The sequence below is a fragment of the Caballeronia ptereochthonis genome, from assembly GCF_001545075.1.
GTDB lineage: Bacteria > Pseudomonadota > Gammaproteobacteria > Burkholderiales > Burkholderiaceae > Caballeronia > Caballeronia ptereochthonis.
In genome coordinates this window covers 1-20,687 of the sequence record NZ_FCOB02000047.1, presented here as the reverse complement: position 1 = coordinate 20,687, position 20,687 = coordinate 1, and the positions used below count along the sequence as shown (strand labels likewise).

22 protein-coding genes are annotated in these 20,687 nt (G+C 66.6%); 8 read left to right on the top strand and 14 right to left on the bottom strand.

The features are described from left to right. The first annotated feature begins 119 nt into the window (after positions 1–119). Genes AWB83_RS32610 through AWB83_RS32595 form a run of 4 tightly spaced genes read left to right on the top strand, consistent with a single transcriptional unit; the run spans position 120 to position 4,738 of the window. Positions 120–2,000, top strand: a complete 1,881-nt coding sequence (locus AWB83_RS32610) for an ABC transporter permease (RefSeq protein ID WP_087049775.1) — start codon at positions 120–122, stop codon at positions 1,998–2,000. After that, positions 1,997–2,782, top strand: a complete 786-nt coding sequence (locus AWB83_RS32605) for an ABC transporter ATP-binding protein (protein WP_087049749.1) — start codon at positions 1,997–1,999, stop codon at positions 2,780–2,782. Before AWB83_RS32610 ends, AWB83_RS32605 begins: the two co-directional genes overlap by 4 nt. Continuing rightward, the gene (locus tag AWB83_RS32600; RefSeq protein ID WP_087049748.1) at positions 2,779–3,486 is read left to right on the top strand and encodes an ABC transporter ATP-binding protein; all 708 of its coding nucleotides are present in this window, start codon (positions 2,779–2,781) and stop codon (positions 3,484–3,486) included. The genes AWB83_RS32605 and AWB83_RS32600 overlap by 4 nt, the downstream gene beginning before the upstream one ends. A 37-nt stretch (positions 3,487–3,523) precedes the next feature. Further along, on the top strand, positions 3,524–4,738 hold the full coding sequence (locus AWB83_RS32595; RefSeq protein WP_087049774.1) for an ABC transporter substrate-binding protein: 1,215 nt from the start codon (positions 3,524–3,526) through the stop codon (positions 4,736–4,738). 3 nt (positions 4,739–4,741) lie between these two features. On the opposite strand, the gene AWB83_RS32590 is transcribed toward AWB83_RS32595, so the two are convergent. Continuing rightward, positions 4,742–5,314 (bottom strand): DNA-3-methyladenine glycosylase, encoded by a 573-nt coding sequence (locus tag AWB83_RS32590; protein WP_087049747.1) that lies wholly within the window; start codon positions 5,312–5,314, stop codon positions 4,742–4,744. A 58-nt stretch (positions 5,315–5,372) separates the two neighbouring features. On the opposite strand from AWB83_RS32590, the gene AWB83_RS32585 reads away from it, so the two are divergent. Further along, positions 5,373–5,816 (top strand): low affinity iron permease family protein, encoded by a 444-nt coding sequence (locus AWB83_RS32585; RefSeq protein ID WP_087049746.1) that lies wholly within the window; start codon positions 5,373–5,375, stop codon positions 5,814–5,816. A 64-nt stretch (positions 5,817–5,880) separates the two neighbouring features. Here the strand turns inward: AWB83_RS32585 and AWB83_RS32580 are convergent, their stop codons facing one another. The 12 genes from AWB83_RS32580 to AWB83_RS32525 form a co-directional block, all read right to left on the bottom strand. Further along, positions 5,881–6,861 carry a TadG family pilus assembly protein gene (locus AWB83_RS32580; RefSeq protein WP_341866751.1) on the bottom strand — a complete coding sequence of 327 codons (981 nt, stop codon included), beginning with the start codon at positions 6,859–6,861 and terminating at the stop codon, positions 5,881–5,883. A 115-nt stretch (positions 6,862–6,976) separates the two neighbouring features. Continuing rightward, positions 6,977–7,429 carry a TadE/TadG family type IV pilus assembly protein gene (locus AWB83_RS32575; protein WP_087049744.1) on the bottom strand — a complete coding sequence of 151 codons (453 nt, stop codon included), beginning with the start codon at positions 7,427–7,429 and terminating at the stop codon, positions 6,977–6,979. A 138-nt stretch (positions 7,430–7,567) separates the two neighbouring features. Then, a complete protein-coding gene (locus AWB83_RS32570) occupies positions 7,568–8,464 on the bottom strand; it encodes a tetratricopeptide repeat protein (protein ID WP_087049743.1) in 897 nt (298 codons plus the stop codon). Further along, positions 8,461–9,420 (bottom strand): type II secretion system F family protein, encoded by a 960-nt coding sequence (locus tag AWB83_RS32565; protein ID WP_087049742.1) that lies wholly within the window; start codon positions 9,418–9,420, stop codon positions 8,461–8,463. The genes AWB83_RS32570 and AWB83_RS32565 overlap by 4 nt, the downstream gene beginning before the upstream one ends. Next, entirely contained in the window at positions 9,417–10,391 is a 975-nt protein-coding gene (locus tag AWB83_RS32560) for a type II secretion system F family protein (RefSeq protein WP_087049741.1), read from the bottom strand. Before AWB83_RS32560 ends, AWB83_RS32565 begins: the two co-directional genes overlap by 4 nt. Then, on the bottom strand, positions 10,388–11,785 hold the full coding sequence (locus AWB83_RS32555) for a TadA family conjugal transfer-associated ATPase (protein ID WP_087049740.1): 1,398 nt from the start codon (positions 11,783–11,785) through the stop codon (positions 10,388–10,390). The genes AWB83_RS32560 and AWB83_RS32555 overlap by 4 nt, the downstream gene beginning before the upstream one ends. Continuing rightward, a complete protein-coding gene (locus AWB83_RS32550; protein WP_087049739.1) occupies positions 11,785–13,002 on the bottom strand; it encodes a CpaE/TadZ family protein in 1,218 nt (405 codons plus the stop codon). The genes AWB83_RS32555 and AWB83_RS32550 overlap by 1 nt, the downstream gene beginning before the upstream one ends. Before the next feature lie 37 nt (positions 13,003–13,039). Continuing rightward, on the bottom strand, positions 13,040–13,414 hold the full coding sequence (locus tag AWB83_RS32545) for a CpaD family pilus assembly lipoprotein (RefSeq protein ID WP_087049738.1): 375 nt from the start codon (positions 13,412–13,414) through the stop codon (positions 13,040–13,042). 7 nt (positions 13,415–13,421) lie between these two features. Next, positions 13,422–14,786 (bottom strand): type II and III secretion system protein family protein, encoded by a 1,365-nt coding sequence (locus AWB83_RS32540; protein WP_087049773.1) that lies wholly within the window; start codon positions 14,784–14,786, stop codon positions 13,422–13,424. A gap of 166 nt (positions 14,787–14,952) precedes the next feature. Then, complete coding sequence (gene cpaB, locus AWB83_RS32535) at positions 14,953–15,906, bottom strand: Flp pilus assembly protein CpaB (RefSeq protein WP_087049737.1); 954 nt, start codon at positions 15,904–15,906, stop codon at positions 14,953–14,955. A gap of 12 nt (positions 15,907–15,918) precedes the next feature. Then, positions 15,919–16,464: an A24 family peptidase gene (locus AWB83_RS32530; RefSeq protein ID WP_244197965.1), complete on the bottom strand. Its 546-nt coding sequence runs from the start codon at positions 16,462–16,464 to the stop codon at positions 15,919–15,921. Between the two features lie 61 nt (positions 16,465–16,525). Further along, entirely contained in the window at positions 16,526–16,705 is a 180-nt protein-coding gene (locus AWB83_RS32525; RefSeq protein ID WP_087049736.1) for a Flp family type IVb pilin, read from the bottom strand. A 438-nt stretch (positions 16,706–17,143) separates the two neighbouring features. On the opposite strand from AWB83_RS32525, the gene AWB83_RS32520 reads away from it, so the two are divergent. After that, a complete protein-coding gene (locus tag AWB83_RS32520; RefSeq protein ID WP_087049735.1) occupies positions 17,144–17,647 on the top strand; it encodes a DUF6496 domain-containing protein in 504 nt (167 codons plus the stop codon). On the opposite strand, the gene AWB83_RS32515 is transcribed toward AWB83_RS32520, so the two are convergent. Next, positions 17,632–18,555, bottom strand: coding sequence for a LysR family transcriptional regulator (locus tag AWB83_RS32515; RefSeq protein ID WP_087049734.1), 924 nt, complete (start codon positions 18,553–18,555; stop codon positions 17,632–17,634). The genes AWB83_RS32520 and AWB83_RS32515 overlap by 16 nt on opposite strands. Before the next feature lie 126 nt (positions 18,556–18,681). On the opposite strand from AWB83_RS32515, the gene AWB83_RS32510 reads away from it, so the two are divergent. Together AWB83_RS32510 and AWB83_RS32505 are read left to right on the top strand one after the other, a co-directional pair. Next, positions 18,682–19,452: a transporter substrate-binding domain-containing protein gene (locus AWB83_RS32510; protein ID WP_087049733.1), complete on the top strand. Its 771-nt coding sequence runs from the start codon at positions 18,682–18,684 to the stop codon at positions 19,450–19,452. A 10-nt stretch (positions 19,453–19,462) separates the two neighbouring features. Then, positions 19,463–20,590 carry a succinylglutamate desuccinylase/aspartoacylase family protein gene (locus AWB83_RS32505; protein WP_087049732.1) on the top strand — a complete coding sequence of 376 codons (1,128 nt, stop codon included), beginning with the start codon at positions 19,463–19,465 and terminating at the stop codon, positions 20,588–20,590. Positions 20,591–20,687 lie beyond the last annotated feature (97 nt).

Sequence of the window (20,687 nt, the reverse complement as noted above, 5' to 3'; positions counted from 1 at the left end):
ACGCCGTCAATACGTTTTTACCATCGGTCTTGCGCGATGCATTTTTGCCGTGCTCGGAGTTCATCGCGCAATTCATCGATAATGTCGGCTCTTTCGCCCGAAACACCTCATCGAGCCCGATGCTCTCCAACCTGCTCGTTCAACTCGTCAACGGCTTAGCCGACGCCTGCGCGCTCTTTCTCGTCGCCTCGGGGCTGTCGCTCATCTTCGGCGTCACGCGCATCGTCAACTTCGCGCATGGCTCGCTGTACATGCTCGGCGTGTATGTCGCGTACAGCCTGACGAGCCGCTTCGGCGAAAGCGTCGCGGGGTTCTGGGCGTCGGTGGCCGGGGCGGCGCTCGTCGTCGGCGCGATCGGCGCGGCGATCGAAGTGAGCGTGCTGAGGCGCATCTATCGCGCGCCCGAGCTCTTTCATCTGCTCGCCACGTTCGCGCTGGTGCTGATCATTCGCGATGCCGCGCTCTATCTGTGGGGACCGGAGGACCTGTTCGGCCCGCGCGCGCCGCATCTCGCGGGCGCCGTGCAATGGCTCGGCCATGCGCTGCCCAGCTACGATCTCGCATTGATCGTCATCGGTCCGCTCGTGCTGCTCGCGCTCTGGTATGCGCTCACGCGCACGCGCTGGGGCACGCTCGTGCGCGCGGCGAGCGCGGATCGCGAGATGCTCGGCGCCCTCGGCGTCAATCAGGCGTGGCTCTTTACCGGCGTGTTTTTCGTGGGCGCGATGCTCGCCGGACTGGGCGGCGCGTTGCAGGCGCCGCGCATGTCGGCCAATCTCTCGCTCGATCTCGAGACCATCGGCAATGCGTTCGTGGTCGTCGTGGTCGGCGGCATGGGCTCGATTCCGGGCGCGTTCGTCGCGGCGCTGCTGATCGCCGAGATCAAGGCGATCTGCATCGCCATCGGGCATGTGTCGATCGCGGGCATCGACTTCTCGTTGTCGAAGTTCACGCTCGTCGCGGAGTTCGTCGTCATGGCGGTCGTGCTCGTGCTGCGTCCATGGGGACTCTTCGGACGCCCGCAAGCGATCGCGCGCTCGGCCGCGCCCGCCGATCAGCCGCTGCGGCCCGCCACGCGCAACATGAAGATCGCCACGGCGATGGTCGTGGCCGCGCTTGCGCTCGCGCCGCTCGCCGCGGATGCGTTTCCCTACATGCCCGTGCTCTTCGTCGAGATCATGATCGCGGTGCTGTTTGCCGCGAGCCTGCACTTCATCATGGGTCCGGGCGGCATGCATTCGTTCGGCCATGCCGCGTACTTCGGCCTGGGCGCGTATGGCGCGGCGCTCTTTCTCAAGGTCTTCGCGCTGCCGATGGAAGGCGCGCTCGTGCTCGGCCCGCTCGTCGCGGGTATCGGCGCGATCGTGTTCGGCTGGTTCTGCGTGCGCCTGTCGGGCGTCTACCTGGCGATGCTCACGCTTGCGTTCGCGCAGATCGTGTGGTCCGTCGTCTTTCAATGGGACGCGGTGACGGGCGGCAGCAACGGCATCCTGGGCATCTGGCCGTCGCCATGGCTTGCGTCGCCCGTCGCGTTCTATTACCTCACGCTCGTCTTCGCGATCGTCGGCGTGTGGCTCTTGCGCCGCATGCTGTTCGCGCCGCTCGGCCTCGCGTTGCGCGCGGGCCGCGATTCGCCCTTGCGTGCGGAGGCGATCGGCATGAACGTGGCGCGCGTGCAGTGGGCGGCATTCGTCGTCGCCTCGCTCGTATGCGGGCTCGCGGGATCGCTCTATGCGTTCTCGAAGGGCAACATCTCGCCGGAAGCCATCAGCGTGGGCCGCTCGGTCGACGGTCTCGTGATGGTCCTGCTCGGCGGCATCCAGACGCTCGCCGGCCCGATCGTCGGCGCGGGCGTGTTCACGTGGCTGCAGGACACCGTCGCGCGGCAAACGGACTACTGGCAGGCGCTGCTCGGCGCCGCGATCCTCGTGCTGGTGATCGCGTTTCCCCGGGGCATCGCGGGCTTCGTGCGCGATCGCTTCTCCACGGAGGCGCAATGACGCTGCTCTCCGTTGCGCATCTCTCGAAGTCCTTCGACGGCGTGAAGGCCGTCGACGATGTGTCGTTCGATCTCGAAGCCGGCCAGTTGCTCGCGCTGATCGGCCCGAACGGCGCGGGCAAGTCCACCTGCTTCAACATGATCAACGGGCAGCTCGGGCCGAGCTCGGGCTCGATCCGCTTCGACGGTCATGAAATCGCGGGCATGCGTCCGCGCGATATCTGGCGTCTCGGCGTGGGCCGCACGTTTCAGATCGCCGCGACCTTCAATTCGATGACCGTGCTCGAGAACGTGCAGATGGCCTTGCTGTCGCACGAGCGCCGCATCTTCAGTCTCTTCGGGCGCGTCGCTTCATGGCGCGAGGAAGAAGCGCTGGCCTTGCTCGAGCTCGTCGGCATGACGGAGCACGCGCGCCGCAGTTGCGCGGTGCTTGCATACGGCGACGTGAAGCGCGTCGAGCTGGCGATCGCGCTGGCGAATCATCCAAAGCTTCTGCTGATGGACGAACCGACGGCCGGCATGGCGCCGCAGGAGCGCAACGGGTTGATGGCGCTCACCGCTCGCCTTGCGAAAGAGCGCAACATCGGCGTGCTCTTCACGGAGCACAGCATGGACGTGGTCTTCTCGCACGCCGACTGGCTCATCGTGCTCGCGCGCGGCCGGCTCATTGCGCGAGGCGATGCCGAAGCGATCCGCAGCGATCCGCGCGTGCGCGAGGTCTATCTCGGCACGGGCGCATCGTTCGCGCCGCGCGCGGTGTTGAGTGCGGGAGAGTCGGCATGACGCTGTTGAAGGTCGAGGCACTGAACGCGTTCTACGGCCGCGCGCAGATCCTGTTCGACGTCGGCTTCGAAGTGGGGCGCGGCGAAGTGGTCGCGCTGATGGGGCGCAACGGCGCGGGCAAGTCCACGACGATGAAAGCCGTGATGGGCCTCTTGCCGCGCGTATCGGGCGCGGTCTCGTTCATGGGCGAGGACATCGTGGGCATGGCGCCGCATCGCATCGCGCGCAAGGGGCTCGGCTATGTGCCCGAGGATCGCCGCGTGTTCGGCGACCTGACCGTGATGGAGAATCTCGACACGGGCCGTCAGCCGCCGCGCGAAAACGCGCCGCTGTGGACGCCGGAGAAGCTCTTTCGCGTGTTCCCGAATCTCGGCGAGATGCGCAACCGGCGCGCGAGCCGCATGAGCGGCGGCGAGCAGCAGATGCTCACCGTGTCGCGCACGCTGATGGGCAATCCGCGCCTCGTGCTGCTCGACGAGCCGTCGGAAGGCGTCGCGCCCGTGATCGTCGAGCAGATGGCCGATATGATTCTCGAACTGAAGCGCGAAGGGCTCGCGATTCTGCTTTCCGAGCAGAACCTGCACTTCGCGGAGCTGGTCAGCGACCGCGTCTATGTGCTCGAAAAAGGCCAGGTGCGCTTTGCGGGCGCAATGAACGCTTTCGCGCGCGGCGATGCCGCGCGCCGCGAGTTTCTGGGTGTTTGAAGAACGAAACCGGACATACGAAGAGGAGAAGACTTTCATGACGATCCGTGCAGGCACGCCGATGCGCCTCACCATTGCAGTCCTCGCCGCCATTGCGGCGGGCATGGCTTGCGCCGCGCACGCCGACACCATCAAGATCGGCGAGATCAACAGCTACAAGGCGCAGCCTGCGTTCCTTCTGCCGTACAGGAACGGCTGGAATCTCGCGCTCGACGAGATCAACGCGGCGGGCGGCATCAACGGCAACAAGCTCGAAGTGATTTCGCGCGACGACAACGGCAATCCCGGCGATACGGTCCGCGTCGCGCAGGAGCTCGTCGCGCGCGAGCAGGTGAAGCTGTTGTTCGGCGGCTATCTGTCGAACACGGGTCTCGCGCTCGCCGATTACGCGAAGCAGCGGCGCATCTTCTTCCTCGCGGCCGAGCCGCTCACCGACAAGATCGTCTGGCAGGACGGCAACAAGTACACGTATCGCCTGCGTCCGTCGACCTACATGCAGGTCGCGATGCTCGTGCCGGAGGCCGCGAAGCTCAGGAAAAAGCGCTGGGCGCTCGTCTATCCGAACTACGAGTACGGGCAATCCGCGGTGGCCACGTTCAAGCGCCTGCTGAAAGCGGCGCAGCCGGATGTCGAATTCGTCGCAGAACAGGCGACGCCCCTCGGCAACATCGATGCGGGCGCCGTGACGCAAGCCCTCGCCGATGCGAAGCCCGACGCGATCTTCAACGTGCTCTTCAGCGCGGACCTCGGCAAGTTCGTGCGCGAGGGCAACACGCGCGGCCTGTTCAAGGACCGCGCGGTCGTCTCGTTGCTGACGGGCGAGCCGGACTATCTCGATCCGCTCGGCAAGGAAGCGCCGGTCGGCTGGATCGTGACGGGCTATCCGTGGTATTCGATCGATACGCCCGAGAACAAAAAGTTCGTCGCCGCCTATGAGGCGAAGTATCACGACTATCCGCGGCTGGGTTCGGTGGTGGGCTACACGGCGATGATGTCGCTCGCCAATGGCCTGAAGAAAGCGGGATCGCCGGACGCGGACAAGCTGGCCGCCGCCTTCAAGGGCTTGCCCGTCGATACGCCGTTCGGTCCGATCACCTACCGCCGGCAGGACAATCAATCGACGATGGGCGCATATGTCGGCGTGACGGGACTGAAAGACGGCAAGGGTGTGATGACGTCGTTCCGTTACGTGGACGGCGCGAGCGTGCAGCCCTCGGACGAGGAAGTGAAGAAGCTGCGTCCGGCGGATTGAGGCTCAGACCTTCGGAAAGGGCTTGCTGACGAACTTCGATCCGGCAAGCCCGAAACGCCACGGCACGTCCATCGCCTTGCTGATGCCGATGCGCGGGCCGCTCACGATCGGAAACGCTTCCTCGGGCGGCTCGATGTGAAACGGCGCCTCCAGCAGCGACATGCCGTTGTTCCTGTGGGTGACGCCGAGCGCCTGCGTGACGCGGCCCGGTCCCGAGCACAGCAGCCTGATCGGCTCGAGGCCGCGCCGCTCGCGCATCGCGTCGATGCCGGTGAGCGGCTCGATTGCGCGAATCAGCACCCCCGCGCCGTGGCCCGCCTCGCGGCACACGAAGTTCAGGCACCAGTGAATGCCGTAGGAGCGGTAGACGTAAGCATGCGCCGGTGGCCCGAACATTGCTGCATTACGTGGCGTCGGGCCGGAGAAGCTGTGCGAGGCGGGGTCCTCGCGGTCATAGGCTTCCGTTTCGACGATGCGGCCGCCGACGCCGTCCACGGTCACGATTGCGCCGATGAGGCGTTGCGCGACTTCGTCGGACGGGGCGTAGAAATCGATGGGAGCGGGTTTCTTGTTCACAGGCGGTATTCTAGCCGCGCCGAGTTGCCGGACCGGGGTTCGATTCTGGAGACGCCGAATGAAGACTTCTTGGTTCCTCAAATTCTCGAGTACGCTCGCGCAGGCGGCGGGGCGCGCGTCGACCTTCGTCATCGCGGTTGTGCTGGTGATCGTCTGGGCCGCTTCGGGTCCGCTTTTTCACTTCAGCGACACGTGGCAGCTCGTCATCAACACGTCGACGACCATCGTCACGTTCCTGATGGTCTTCCTCATTCAGAACACGCAGAACCGCGACACGGCGGCGATGCAGATCAAGCTCGACGAACTCATCCGCGCGATCGACAAGGCGCATAACGCGCTGCTCGATCTCGAGGAACTCGACGAAAAGGAGCTGACCGTTTTTCGCAAGCGTTATGAGAAGCTCGCGCAGGATGCGCGGGACGACCTGCGCTCGGCGAGCAGCGACATCGACATGCCTTCGTTCGAGCGCGAGCGGAACCTTCCCGGCGAAGGGAAGCGGTAGCTCGGCGGGCGCCTGCCTGCATCCGAGCGGCGCGACATGCACTCGGGCCGGCGGAATCGCGGCTTTATTTCGCCAGACGCGCCGGCAGATAAGCGCCGTAGTAAGGGCCGACTTGCCCGTTGCCGGTCGTCGGGATCTTGTAGCCGGGGACGAAATAGCCCGTAATATATTTTTTGTTGCTCTGCCAGTTGGCGCCGGTGATATGGAACGCGGCGAACCCCACGACTTGCTGCGGCACCGTCGAGCTCGCGTCATTTATAACTGGCACGACCACCGTGGCGCCGACGAGGTTGGCGTTCTGTTTTACGTCCTTGTAAAGCGATGCCTTGACGCCGGTGTCGGTCACGAGGTTAATCAAATCGTTAATGCTCACCGGGCTCGAGTTCATCAGATTTTGAACGGTACTCGCGCCGTTCGTGCCGGTTCCGAGGTTGGTCCATTGGCCGCTCGCGGTGCTTGGGCACGTGGAGGGCGGCGTGCCACCGTCGCCGATTAGCACCGCAACGGAGGGCCCGGTATTCAGGAAGTTCTGGACCATGCATTTACTGATCGCCATCGGGAAGAGGCCGCCCGCTGCAATCAATCCCGGCCCGGACACCATCGCGACAGACGTCGCGCTGACCGGACCGTTTTTCATGCCGAAAAGAGGCGCCAGAAAATAGCTGACCGGCCCGCCATTAAGCCCCGGGGCGCGCGAGACGGTCACCTGGACGGCAGCCGTATCGTTGTTTCCCGGGACGATCGTCGTCGCCTGCATGCCCGCGGGCGAGCCGGAGACATTCCAGTATCCCGACTGGATCGACCCATCGTGCAGCGTGACGCTGTCGGACGCGTTCAAGCCGACTGCGCTCGTAGCAGCGCTCTGCGCGGCGCTCCAGTTCGGGGCCGAACCACTGCTGGGGAATAGTGCGGCCGCACCGTTAAGAGCTGCGGAGTCGGCCGCGGTCTGCAACTCGGCCTGGACCACGTACAGATGTCCCATATCGACCGCCACGGCGCCCGCCATCAACGCCATGAGCAGCACAACGGGCATCGTGGCCGCCATCACGCCACGCTGGCGGGTCAGGGCGGCTCCACGGTTCGACGTCCGGCGCACTCGCGGACTCAGCCCCCGTTGCAGGGTTTCCCCATGGCGTGGGGGTCGTAGTTCGTCACGCGGCTCATTCATAGTTCATCACCGCCGTTGCGTTCAGCACGATAGGACCGGTCAGCGCACTGAGCGCTGAACCGACGAGCAACCCGTTATACGTATAGGAAATCGTTACGATGAGCGGCATTCCCGAGGTCGTGCCGTTCGGGTGGGTCACAGTGGCAGTCGGTGTGCGGCTCGCACCGCCGCTGAGGAGCGAGCCATTCGCGCTGGCGACCGCAGTGGCGGCAACGTCGACCGTCGAGCCGACCACGATCCCCGCCCTCGCTGCCGTTCGCGCGGCTGTGACGAGTGCGGCTTTGTCGTACATCATCAGGCTGAAATCGAAGATCCCAACCAGAACCATGATCAGGAACGGAAACAGGATGATGAATTCCAGCGAGACGCTTCCGGCCTGTGCGACAGCGTGCGAGCGCGTTCGACGAGACCGGCTGCCGGTATGACGGTATTCGAGCTTGCGCATGTTTGGTCGTTTATCTGGCAGAGACGTCGTTGCCCACGGGCGCCGAAGAAAACACCTTGTGCCAAAAGCGTCTTTTCAGGTTCGTCGGGCGGAATCGCAAGGGCGCTCGCTTCGGAACGGGGCGGCCCTTCGCGGACTTCACTTGAGGCTCGTCGTCAGCACCTGCGCCGTGGGAACGGCCGCCGGCGCCTCGGGCTTCGCGGACGACACGGACGACCCGCGCAGCGCCATGAGCGCGCGCTGGATCTGGTAGTAGCGCAGGTTGTCCTCGACGGACGCCTTCGGCAGATCGCGTGACAGGATCTCGGCGGCCGCTTCATCGTTGCCGAGCAGCCCGTAGGCGAGGGCGAGGTCCTGGCGCGCCTGCGGCGGCGCGGCCGGGAAGCGCGTCACGTCGAGCAGCACGTTCGCGCCCTCGCGCGGGTCGCCGCCGAGAATCAGCGACAGGCCGAGATTCACGGAAAGCATCGGATCGCCGGGGTTCTTCTCCAGCGCGTGACGCAGCAGCGCCTGCGCGCCCTTGTGATCGCCCTTCATGTCGAGCGCGGCGCCGAGGCCCGCCGAGGCGAGCGGATCGTCCGGCATCAGCGCGAGCAGGCGCCTGTACGTGACGATGGCGTCATCGAAGCGGCGCTGGCGCATCGCGACGCGCGCGAGCCCGACGAGCGGCGCCGGCGCATTCGCATCGATCTTGCCGGCGTGATCGTAATAGACGCCCGCCCGCGTGAAGTCGCCGACCGTGTAGAGCGTGTTGCCGAGGCCGGTCAGGGCCGCGACCGAGTTCGGGTTTGACTGCAGCGCTTTCTCATAGAGCGTGGTCGCGAGCTCGACATTGCCCGAATCGAGCGCCGTGTCCGCGATGCGCAACTCGCTCATCGCGCTCGGCGCCGAATTGCGTGTGACCGGGCGGGTGTCAAGCACCTGATGGGTCGTGGTCGTCGTCGTGCAGGCGCCGAGCGCGATCACGAGCGCTGCGCAGCACGCGGCGAGGCCCGGGTGGCGCACGGCCGGAAGGAGCGTGTGTCGAGTCTTCATTTCTTTGCAAAGAAGCTCATGAGTTGAATGACGGACGGACCCGCGGCGACCAGGATCACCGCGGGAAGGATGAAGACCATCATCGGCACGGCCATCTTGGGTGCGAGCTTGGCCGCCTTTTCTTCGAGCGATACGATGTGCGCGAGGCGCTCGGTGTGCGAGAGCGTGCGCAGCGCCTGGGTGATCGGCGTGCCGTAGCGCATCGACTGCGTGAGCGTGGAGATCAGTGCACGGATCGACGGCAGGTCGATGCGGTCGGCGAGCGCCTGCAGCGCGCGCGTGCTGTCGCCCGAGAGCTTCAGTTCGTCGGCGGTCAGCGAGAACTCGCTCGACAGCGGCGGGCAGATGGTCTTCATCTCGTCGGCGACGCGCCGGATCGAGACGCCGAGGCTGTTGCCCGCGTTCGTGCAGATGACGAGCAGGTCGAGCGCATCCGGCAGGCACGATGCCATCGCCTTGCGCCGCCGCGACGCGAAGAAGGCGAGGACGTATTCCGGCAGGATCATGCCGACCACGAACACGAGCAGCATCATGGTGCCCCGCGCGGCCGGGTAGCCGCCCACCACGGGAATGTGCGAGCCGAGCATCACGGCGAATGCGGCGCAGATGAGCCCGACGACGAATTTGATCGCGAGCAGCGCGGATACCGCCGAATGGCTGCGATAGCCGCTGCGGATCATCTGCTTGCGCAGCTTCGCGCGGTACTTGGCGTCGAAGAGCGGCAGCCGGTCGCCCAGGCGCGCGAGGCCATGTGCAATGCGCGCCGCCAGGCCGTCGCCGTCGTCCTCGTCGACCATCGTGCTCTCGTTGCGCTGCACGACCGCCGCCTGACGCGTGCGCTCGGCGATGCGGCCACGCTGCCCGCCGTGCTTGGTCGCCCACCAGATCACGATCGCGATGACGAGCGCGAGCAGCATCAGCAGGTTGATGAGGGTTTCGAAGTTGGCCTGGCTCATCGCGCGGTATCCAGTTTCGACATCTTGTGAACGATGCCCAGTCCGACCGTGAGCGAGAACGCGGCGCACATCAGCACCTTGTGGCCCGCCGACGTATTGAACAGCACCATCAGATACGCCCGGTTGAGCATGAACATGCCGCCCAGGATGGCGAAGGGGACCGAGGCGAGAATCTTGGTCGTGATGCGCGCCTCGCCCGTCAGCGCCCGGGTCTTCTGGCGGATCTCACGGCGCCTGCGCACGATGCCCGCGAGGTTTTCGAGCGTCTCGCCGAGCTGCCCGCCGGTCTCGCGTTGCAGCAGCAGGCAGACGCAGAAGAAGGAGAAGTCCGCGATGCCGATGCGCGCGACCGCCGTGTCCAGCACCTCTTCGAGATCGAGACCCACCTTCAGCGCGTCGCCCATCAGCCTGAATTCGCTCTTGAGCGGCTCGGGGCATTCGTTGGACGCGACGCCCATCACATGCGTCACGGGGACACCCGCCCGCACGGCGCGCACGATCAGGTCGATCAGGTCGGGGAAGCCGTCCAGAAAGCGACGCTTGAAGCGCTCGACGAGAAAGCGGTATGCCTGGATCGCGCCGAGCACCGGCAAGCCGATCAGGAGCACCGGCGTCGCGAAGGAGGGGAGCGGCAGGAAGCTCGACATCAGCACGGCAAGGATCCCGGCCAGGACCGCCGTCACGATCACCACGCGCGGTCCGTTCGCGCCGGCCACGGTCCTGAGGCGCGCGATCCTCGGGCCGAGCCAGCGGCTGATGACGTTGTCGTTGCGGGTGAAGGTGAAGAGGTCGGGGTCTTCGTGTCGCGTCTCGCGCGCGTTCGGGCCGGCCGCCGGAAAGGCGGCCCGCACCCGCGCGTGGATGCGCGCGTCGGGGCGCTGGCGGCGCATGTCCTGCACCACCAGCATCATGATGCCGAGCAGGAGCACGGCAGCGAAGACGCAGAAGGTGATCAGGTCGATGGATTTCATGGCCGCATCGCTTCCAGCAGCGCATCTTCGAGACCGTAGTACGCGGCACGCGCGGCAAAGGCGGGGCGCACGGCGGCCGATTCGAACACGCCTTTCACTTCCTCGCTGTAGGCGCTCGCGTCGTAGCGGAACGTGAACAGATCCTGCGTGATGATGATGTCGCCTTCCATGCCCACCAGCTCGGTGATGCGCGTGACGCGCCGCATGCCGTCGCGCATGCGCTCGATCTGCACGATCAGGTGCACCGCGCTCGCGATCTGGCGGCGGATCGACAGGAGCGGCAGGTTGCCGTTCGCCATCATCACCATGGACTCCAGGCGCGTGATGCCGTCGCGCGGCGTGTTCGCGTGGATGGTGGTCATCGAGCCGTCGTGGCCCGTGTTCATTGCCTGCAGCACGTCGAAGGCTTCGGGGCCGCGCGTTTCGCCGAGGATGATGCGGTCCGGGCGCATCCGCAGCGCGTTGCGCACGAGATCGCGCTGCGTCACCGCGCCGAGGCCTTCCGCGTTTTCGGGGCGCGTCTCCAGGCTCACGACGTGCGGTTGCACCAGCTGCAGCTCGGCCGCGTCCTCGATCGTCACCGTGCGCTCGCCGTGCCCGATGAAGTGCGACAGCGCGTTGAGCAGCGTCGTCTTGCCCGAGCCCGTGCCGCCCGACACGATGACGTTGAGGCGGCACGTGCTCGCGAGCTTGAGCACGGTAGCCATCGCCGCCGACATGTTGCCCTGCTGCGACATGCGATGCAGCGTGATGTTGCGCTTCGAAAACTTCCGGATCGAGATCGACGCGCCGTGAATCGCAAGCGGCGGCAGCACGACGTTCACACGGCTGCCGTCGGCGAGACGCGCGTCGACCATCGGGCTGCTTTCGTCGACGCGGCGCCCGACGCCCGCCGCGATGCGCTGCGCGACGTTGACCACGTGCGTGTTGTCGCGGAACTTGCAGTTGGTCAGCTCCAGCCGTCCGTGCCGTTCCACCCATACCTGGTCGGGTCCGTTGACGAGCACGTCGGTGATCGTGTCGTCGGCGAGCAGCGGCTCGATCGGGCCGAGCCCGAACATGTCGTTCAGCAGCTCGCCGACGATCTGCGTCTGCTCCGCGATCGTGATGTTGAGCCGGTCGCGCTCTGCCACGTCCAGCACCAGCTGCTCGACGGCCGGCTTCATCTGCTCGCGCGTCTTGCCGACGGCGGCCGAGGGATTCATCGCGGCGAACACGCCGGTGCGGATCGCCCGGAAGAGGTCCGATCGCACCAGCACGTCGTTGCCTTCAGGCGCGTGCGTGCGCACGGCCGGCGCCACCGGAGGCGGCGCCTCGACGACCGCCGCGGCTTCGATGCCTGGCGGCGCGTCCGTGTCGGGCGCCGGGCGGCGAACCTGCTTCTGTCCGAACATCAGCCTCTCCTGAGCCTGAGCTTCTGGAAGAACGAGCGCTCGGCGTTCATCTGCTGGCCGGTGAGGTCGCCGCCGATGCGCGTGATCATCTGGTTGAAGCCGTTCATCCCCTTTTCCTTCGGCGCCTCGCCGAGGTTCTCGGCCGTCGCGAGCGCCTTCGCCTCGAACGGGATCTCGTACAGCACGGTGCGGCCCGTCGCCGTCATGAAGTCGTTCGGCTGCACCTTGCCGCCGGTCACGGCGTTCGGGTTGTTCAGAAGCAGCGAGGTCGGCGGATTGTTGTCGCGGTCCTCGATGTGGCGCAGCAGGCGGATCGTCTCGCGAGTGGAATGCACCGAGCGGTCCGCGACGATGTACACGCGCGCGGCATGATCGAAGGCCTCCTGCGCGAGCGGGTCCGTGACCGTCCCCACGTCCAGGATGACGTAGTGGAAGCTGTCGCACAGCAGCTCGAGCACGCGCGGCAGCGCGCCCGGGGCGAAGGGCCGCGCGGCGCCGTATTCGAGTTCGGCCGACAGCATGAAGAGCCGGCTGCCCTTGGCGACGAGCGTGCGCTCCACGTATTGCGGATCGAGGCGGTGCACGTTCTGCAGCACGTCGATGAGCCCGTTGTTGCTCTGCAGCCCGAGCATGGAGTTGGCCGCTCCGCCGTGCAGGTTCAGATCGACATAGGCGACGCGGCGATGCGTGTCCTCCGACAGATGGCGCGCGACGTTGAGCGCGAGCGTGGTCACGCCCACGCCGCCGCGCGAGCCCGCGAACGCGATCGTCTTGCCGGCGCGCGCGAGCATCACCGGGCTCACCTTGCCTTCGGAGACGTTCACGGTGCGCTTGAGCAGCTCGACGGTGACCGGCTTGACGAGGTAATCGCGCACGCCGATCTTGAGCAGGCTGCGGAACAGGCCGACGTCGTTGCGCTCGCCGAGCGCGACGACCTGCACCGACGGCTCGCACACTTCGGCGAGGCGGCCCAGGTCGGAGAGGGGCATGACCGACTGCTGCAAATCGACCAGCAGGAAGAGCGGCGAGCGGTCCATCCTGGCGACGTGAGCGATGGCGTCGTCGACGCTGCCCGTGACGATATGCGCGTGCGGCATGGCCTGTTCGAGCACGAAGCTCTTCACGATCTGCTCGGTCTTGCGATCGGAGACGAAGGCTACGAAGTCCGCGTTGCGCGCGCCGGACTTGCTCTTCGAGAAGGAGAACTCTGTGCTCATGGCTGGCCTTGTCTGCCGCTGGCTATATTGCGTTGCATCACTTGTTATCGCGCGAGGTCGACTTGTCGAGCGGAATCACCCGGCCGGTTTCATAGCGGTGCACCGCGCTCGCCGCCACCGCGGCGTCCGCCGGGCCGAGCGTTCGCGGATGCACGGCGTCCTCGGGGCGCGCGAGCTGCGCGGCCAGGTTGGTGTACGTCGCGCAGCCCCACTGCATGCTCGGGCGGCGGATCCCCGCGTCCGTCAGCAGCGAGGGGCGTGAAAGGCTCTCGCAATCGGGCGGCACGGCCGTCTTGCCGTCGTAGCCGATCACCGACTCGTTCGGCATGTTGCGCGGCGGCTTGAAGCAGCCGCTTGCGGCCACGGCGAACACGCCGGCGAGAAGGAGCGAAAGCAGTCGTGTGTGTTTCATGACGGGCTCAATAGACGTAGCCGGCTGCGCCGACGAGACGGGGCTGTCCGGCCTCCGCCGGCGCCCCGCCGTTCTGGCGCCGGAAGCTGTATTCGACATCGCTCGACGGCGAGATCAGCGAGTCGAGCGGCGAGCGCAGCTTCGACGGATCGGTCGGCTCGACGAGATACGGCGTGACCATGATCACGAGCTCCGTCTTGTTGTTCTGGTAGTTCGTCGACGAGAACAGCTTGCCGAGGACGGGAATCGAGCCCAGGCCAGGCACCTGCGAAACGATGTCGTTCGTATTGCTTTGCAGCAGGCCGCCGATCGCGAAGCTCTGGCCGCTCGCGAGCTCGACGGTAGTATCGGCGCGGCGCACCGAGAGGCCCGGCACGGTGACGCCGCCGGTGGTCACGCTTGCCGAGGTGTCGATCTGGCTGACTTCCGGGCGCACCTTCAGGCTGATGCGGCGATCCGAGAGCACGGTCGGCGTGAAATCGAGCTTGACGCCGAACTGCTTGAACTCGACGGTGATCGCGCCGTTGATCTGCGAGATCGGAATCGGGAATTCGCCTCCCGCGAGAAAGCTGGCCGTCTGGCCCGACAGCGCGACGAGATTCGGCTCGGCGAGCACGGTCAGCAGGCCTTCCTGGTTCAGCGCGTCGACGAGCGCGCGGATGTCCACGTTGTTCGTCTTGAACGCGCCGAAGATCGAGAACGCGTTGTTGGTCGGCAGGTTGACCGCCCCGCCGGTGGTGAGCGGCCTGCCGCTGAAGATGCCGGCGTAGAAGTTGCCGGCGGCGTTGCCGAGCGCCTGCCAGTTGATGCCAAGCTGCTGGGTGATGTTGCGGTCCACCTCAGTGATGCGCACGCGCAACTGCACCTGCAGGGGACGGTCGATCGTCATGCGGTTGACGAGCACTTCCTTGTCGCCGAGATAGGGCGTCACTGCCTGCACGACGGCGTCCGCGTCGGCGGGCGTCGCCGCCTGGCCCGAGAGCTGCAGCGAGCCTTGTCCCGTGGCCACCTGCACGTTCGCGTTCGGGAACCGCGCGGCGAGCATGGCGCGCAGCGTGATCATGTCGCGCGTGACGACGACCGTGCGCTGCACCAGCGGCTTGTTGTTCGCGCCGAGCGCGTAGAGCGTCGTCGTGCCGGTTTTCTTGCCGAGCACGAACACCGCGCGAGGCGAGGGAACGTGCACGTCGGCGACGGTCGGGTCGGCGACGAAGACCGACGCGGCGTTTTCGTTCAGTTGCAGCATCGTGCCCTTGCCCGCGTCGAGCATGAGCGGAGCCTGCGCACCGGCGGGGCGCATCGGGTCGGCCATGCCGGTCCGGGCGGCGTTGACGCCGCGCTCGGGCGCGGCTGCGCCGGCGTGCGGCGGCATGTTCGCCGGCGCAGCCGCCTGCGCCGCCTGCATCACGGTGGCGGCGAGAAGCGCCGCGCAAGCCAGGATGGGCGCGGCCGGCGACCTGTTGGTGCGGCTTGAACTGAACAGCATGGTCATGAATATGGATCCTGGCGATGGCACGCCTTCGAACGTTGGCACGATGTCACCGCTCCGCGGGCACGGCCGGCAGCGGCGGAACGCCCTGTCCGGGGCCGCCGGCCTGCGCGACGCTCGATGTGTCGGACTTCTCGGAGCCGCGATAAATGGTGACGGTGCGCGGCATGGTCGGCGCGGCGCTCGGCGCGCCCGCCTGAGCGGGGCGCGCGCGCGGCAGCTCGCGCACGGCGCGCGAGATGTCGCCGGCCCAGATGGGCGCGCGCTCGGCGGCCGAGGAGGCGCCGGGGGGCACCGCCGGGTCGCGGCTGACGGTCGCGAAGCTGCGCAGCGCGAGTGACAGGCTGCCGAGACGCGCCGCGACCGCCACCACCTCGCTCATGCGCGGCGTCACTTCGAGCGTCACGGTGCGGGCGCGGCTGATGGCCACGTCGGTATCGCCGCTGAGCTTCGGGCGCTTGATCTCCGAGCCGACGGCGAGCACGCGCACATGCTCGATCACCGTCTCGCTCGATACCGCGAGATCGGGGGACTCGGTGCGGCGGTCCATCTGCTGAGTGAGCAGCAGGTCGACGTAGTCGCCCGGCTGGATCAGGCCGGCGTTGCCGGAAACGTCGTCCACGGCGACCGAGACGGCGCGCATGTCGGGCTTGAGCGTCGCGGCGAGAAAGCCCGGTGCGCTCGGAAGAAAGACATCGTCGCCGACGAGGACGGCGCCGCTCGCGACGGGATGGCGCAGCAGCGCGCCCTTCAGGTCGGGCGCATTCGGGTCGCCCGCGACGATGGCGTTGGACGGCAGCAGCGACTTGTCGATCTGCTTCCAGGAGAGATCCTCGTCGCGCAGCAGCAGGCCCTGGGGCAGGGCGGCGGCGCTCACCAGCACTTTCTCGGTCGTCACGGCTGGCTTCGACGCGTGCGAGGCGCTGGCGATCACGACGCGCACGATCAGCGCGATCAGAAGCGCGCCGACGAGCAGTACGGCAAATTTGATGATGTTGGACATGGGGAAGCCGTCCTATCGCGTCGAAATGAGATGCAGCAGGGCAGGCAGCACGATGACGAGGCCGCCGCCGAAGGCGAGCGCCACGCCGTAGGGAACGCCGCGCGCCGCGGAGAACATCGCGAGGGCGCGTAGCGGCACGAAGCGCTGGGTCGGATTCATGTCGCGCGTGGCGAGGCTCACCAGCGACACCACGGTCCCGATCACGGAGATGAGCGTCAGCGTGGCCAGCGACAGACCGAATCCCACCCAAAGGAAGATGACAGAAGCGAGCTTGGCGTCGCCGCCGCCCAGCATCCTGGCGACGAAGAGCACCGCGCAGGCGAGAAAAACGACGACCGCGAGCAGCAGATGCGAGATGACATCGTCGAGCGGCATGCCGACGACGAAGGCGTCGACGAAAAACAGCGCACCGATCGTGAGGACGATGCTCGTCGGCAGGCGTCGGGTCCGCACGTCGTACACCGCGAGCCCCAGGAGCGCGCAGAGCACAAGAAAACGAATGACAACTGACAGGGTCGGCACGATGGTTTGCTTTCGGGCGGCGCGGAACATCGACATGAAAAGGAGATCCGGGAAAGGCGGTTCCGGACCTCCATCAGGTCGTGCGAGGCGCCTTTGGTTATTTCGGCGTCGCGTTGCCCATGGCCGTGGTGATGCCGGTCCACAGGTTGGCGATCGACGTGGAGAACGAGGTGCCGGCGGCGACCAATGCGATCACGACGATACCGGCCAGGATCGCGTATTCCATGGCGCTGACGCCACGTTCGTCGCGCACGAAGGCTTTAAGGAGTTTTTGCATGTTGCTTCCTTGATGAGTGAGAGTAGGGCTTGCAGTGCCAGAGGGGAATTTGCTTACCGGTTTGGATCATATCCACGGCGGCCCCCAGCCAAAGGCGAGAACAAAAGGCGAAACCGGCCTCATTTCAAATCGACTCGGGTGCGATGGATAAGCGCGTTAACGGCAACCCTTTGGCTGCCTTTAATCGCTTTGGATAAAAATTTCAGAGTTCGAAGAAATTGCTCGCGGCGACTTGTTTCAGGCGTCGCAATCGATTGCCGACGGCCCTGAGCACGCGGGCAAACGATTCGCGCCGGGCCGGCGCGCATGCAGACTGCTAAGCATCGCTTAGGCATTTGCCGGCTGTCGTCGAGGAGGCCAAGCGTTTGCAGATGAAGGGCGCGGGCACGTGCGTTGCTCGTTTCATCGTCGCAAGTTCACTTCACAAGGAGGTTCGACATGCCCGAAAAGAAAACCCTCGAGCGCGCAGCAAAGGCGAAGCGCGCAGGCAAGTCCCCGAGCACCCAGGCCGGTGCGTTCGTGAAGGAGCAGATCGATCACGTTCGCGAGGGCAAGCACGGCGCGAAGTCGGCGAAGCAGGCCATCGCGATCGGGCTGTCCGAGGCGCGGCGCTCGGGCGTGAAACTGAAGTCGCCGAAGAAGGGCACGGCGTCCGAGGCGACGCGCAAGAAGGCCGCGCAGGACACGAAGGCGGCGCATCGCACCAGGAAGAGCCCGAGCACCGAGTCGAAGGCGAAGCGCTCGGCCGTCTCCACGCGCGTGCTGAAGCGCGAGAGCACGAAGGCCGCGTCGCACAAGTCGCTGTCGCGGCAGTCGCATGCGGCCGCGAGCCGGCGTTCGGCCGCGGATCGTTCAGCTTCCGCCAAGAAGGGCTGGGCGACGCGGCGGGCGCGTGCCGCGGCGGCGTCGAAAGGCTCGCGCGCGCGTCACGTTTCGCGCTGAGCGGGCAGCATCCGCGCAAACGAGACGGCCATCGTCGCGAGTTCCTGCGCCGCGGGCGTGAGCGGCACGCCCGCGCGCCGCAGCAGGCAAACGGGCGTTTTCGCGGCCCGCTCGGCGACCGGCACGATAGTGACGTGCTCGCGGAAGAACGGATGCTCCGCGAGGCTCGCGGGCTCGAGGCCGAGATAGTCGCTCGCCGCGATGCAGTGCAGCGTGTCGAACACGGCCTCGGTCGTCGCCGCGATGCGGGGCGGCGCGAGCTTCGCCTCCTCGAACAGCGCCGAAAGCTTGTTGCCGGCGGCGCCCCCGCCGCGTTGCCGCGTGCTGACCCATTCGGCGTCCCGCAAGTCCCCGAGCTTTCGGGCGCGCGCGAGCGGATGGCCGCGCCTGGCGATCACCGCGACTTCGGAATCGAAGAGCCGGGTGGTCTCCATGTCGTGGATGTCGGCGTCGGGCGCGATCAGCGCGAGCGCGAAATCGAGGCTGCCGTCGCGCACCCAGGACGTCAGCACGCGCGACGTCGCGCTCGTCAGATGCACGTCGATGCGCGGACAGCGCTCGCGATAGCTTTCGAGCAGCGCCGGAAAGAGCCGCAGCGTCGCCTCGGCCGCGAGCCCGAGGGACACGCGGCCCGTCAATTCGCCGCGCAACTGGCGCATCTCGTCTTCCGTTTTCCGGCATTCCCCGAGTATCAGGTCCGCGCGCAGGCGCAGCCGCTCGCCGATGGGCGTGAGGCGCGCGCCGCGCACGTCGCGCTCGAACAACGGGCCGCCCGCCTGCGTTTCCAGCTTGCGCAACTGCTGGGTGATGCCGCTCTGCGCGACATCGAGCCGCCGGGCGGCGGCGCGCAGGCTGCCGGCTTCCGCCACGGCGACGAACATGCGCAACTGCGTCAGGGTCAATTCCATGTCCGGCGCTTCCTGTCGAGAGTGATCTCAAAAAGTGATCATGATAAGCAAAGCGCCTCTTTTTGCGCGCATCTTGCGCTCGTACCATGGGTGCCCGAATCCCGAAAACATTCGATCACCGCGCCCATGCTCAAACTCAGCTCCTTCCTGCTCGCGGCCGCGCTCGCCGCGGCCGCGCCGGCTCACGCGAAAGACGCCGACACCTTGCGCCTCGGCATCGATCCCGGCTATCCGCCGATGGACGTGAAGACGCCCGATGGCCACGTCGCGGGCTTCGACGTCGATCTCGGCGACGAAATCTGCCGCCGCATCGCGATGCGCTGCCAATGGGTCGAACTCGAATTCTCGGGAATGATTCCCGCGCTGCAGGCGAGAAAGATCGACGGGATCATGTCGTCGATGGCGATCACCGACAAGCGCATGAAGCAGATTGCGTTCTCCACCAAGCTCTTCCAGTTCCGCTCCCGCCTGATCGCGAAGCAGGGCGCGCCGCTCACCGCGAGCGCGGCGGGCCTGCGCGGCAAGCGCGTGGGCGTGCAGAGCGGCAGCCAGTTCGAGACCTACGCGATGAAGAACTGGCAGCCGGGCAGCGTCGAGGTGGTCGCGTATCAGAGCCAGGAGGGCGTCTTCAACGATCTCGCCGCGGGCCGTATCGACGCCGCGCTGCTCGGCTCGGTGGAAGCGGAGCACGGCTTTCTGAAGACGCCGCGCGGCACGGGCTTCGCGTTCGTCGGCGAGCCGCTTTCGATGGGCGATCACGGCGTCGGCATGGGCTTGCGGCAGGACGACACGGCATTGAAGGCCAAGGTCGACAAGGCCGTGAAAGACATGCGCGCCGACGGCAGGTATCAGAAGATCGCGCGCAAGTATTTCGATTTCGACGTGTACGGCGACTGAGGAACCCTCGATGCAAACCCGACGCCATCCCCTCGTCTCGACGACGCTCGGCACGACGCGCGAGCTCGTCAGCTTTCATTTCGGTGACGCGAACGGCCGGCGCGAAAAGGTCTATTTGCAAGCGTCGCTGCATGCTGACGAAACGCCCGCGATGCTCACCGCATGGACGTTGAAGAAGCGCCTCGCCGCGCTCGAAGCCGAAGGCCGCATGCGCGGCGAAGTCGCGCTCGTGCCGGTGGCGAACCCGATCGGCCTGTCGCAGCACGTGCTCGGCCAGTTTCTCGGGCGCTTCGAGGCGAACAGCGGCCACAACTTCAACCGCGGCTTTCCGATGCCGACCGCCGCCGCGCTGATCGAGCGCGTGGGGGCGCGCTTCTCCTCAAACGACGCCACGCACAACGCGCGTCTGTTGCGCGGCGCGCTCGTCGACATGCTCGGCGAGACGACCGCGAAGAACGAGTTCGAATCGCTGCGGCTCACGCTGCTCACGCTGGCTTCGCAAGCCGATGTCGTGCTCGATCTGCATTGCTCGCTCGAAGCGACGATGCACATTTACACGAGTCCGGCGAGCTGGCCCGCGATCGAGCCGCTTGCGCGCCATCTCGGCGCGAACGGCGTGCTGCTCGCAACCGATTCCGGCGGCCAATCCTTCGATGAGGTTCACGCGCTGCTGTGGAACGAAGTGCGCGAGCGCCTGGGCGACAGGGCGCCGCTCGGCGCGCCGAACATTGCGGCGACGATCGAACATTGCGGCCAGCGCGACGTCGATTACGACACCGCTGCGCGGGATGCCGACGCCATCGTCGAGTATCTGATCGCGCGCGGCGTGATCGAAGGCGAAGTGAAAGATGCGCCGCCGCTCGCGCAGCCCGCCACGCCGCTCGCGGGCAGCCAGCAGCTGACGGCGCCGGTGAGCGGGATCGTGGTGTATCGCGCGAAAGTGGGCGCGCGGCTGAAAGCGGGCGATCCGGTGTTCGATGTCGTCGATCCGCTGACCGATGCGGTCACGACCGTCACGACGAGCAACGACGGCGTCTTCTACATGCGGCGCGCGATCCGCTTCGTGTACGCGGGCGCGCCCATGGGACGGGTGACGGGCGAGACGCCGATCAGAAGCGGCGTGCTGATCGGCGCCTAGGAGCGGTCAGGCGAGCCGTCGCGCGATGGCCTCGCCCACTTCCTGCGTACTTGCCTTGCCGCCGAGATCGCCGGTCCTCGGTCCTTCCTTCAGGACA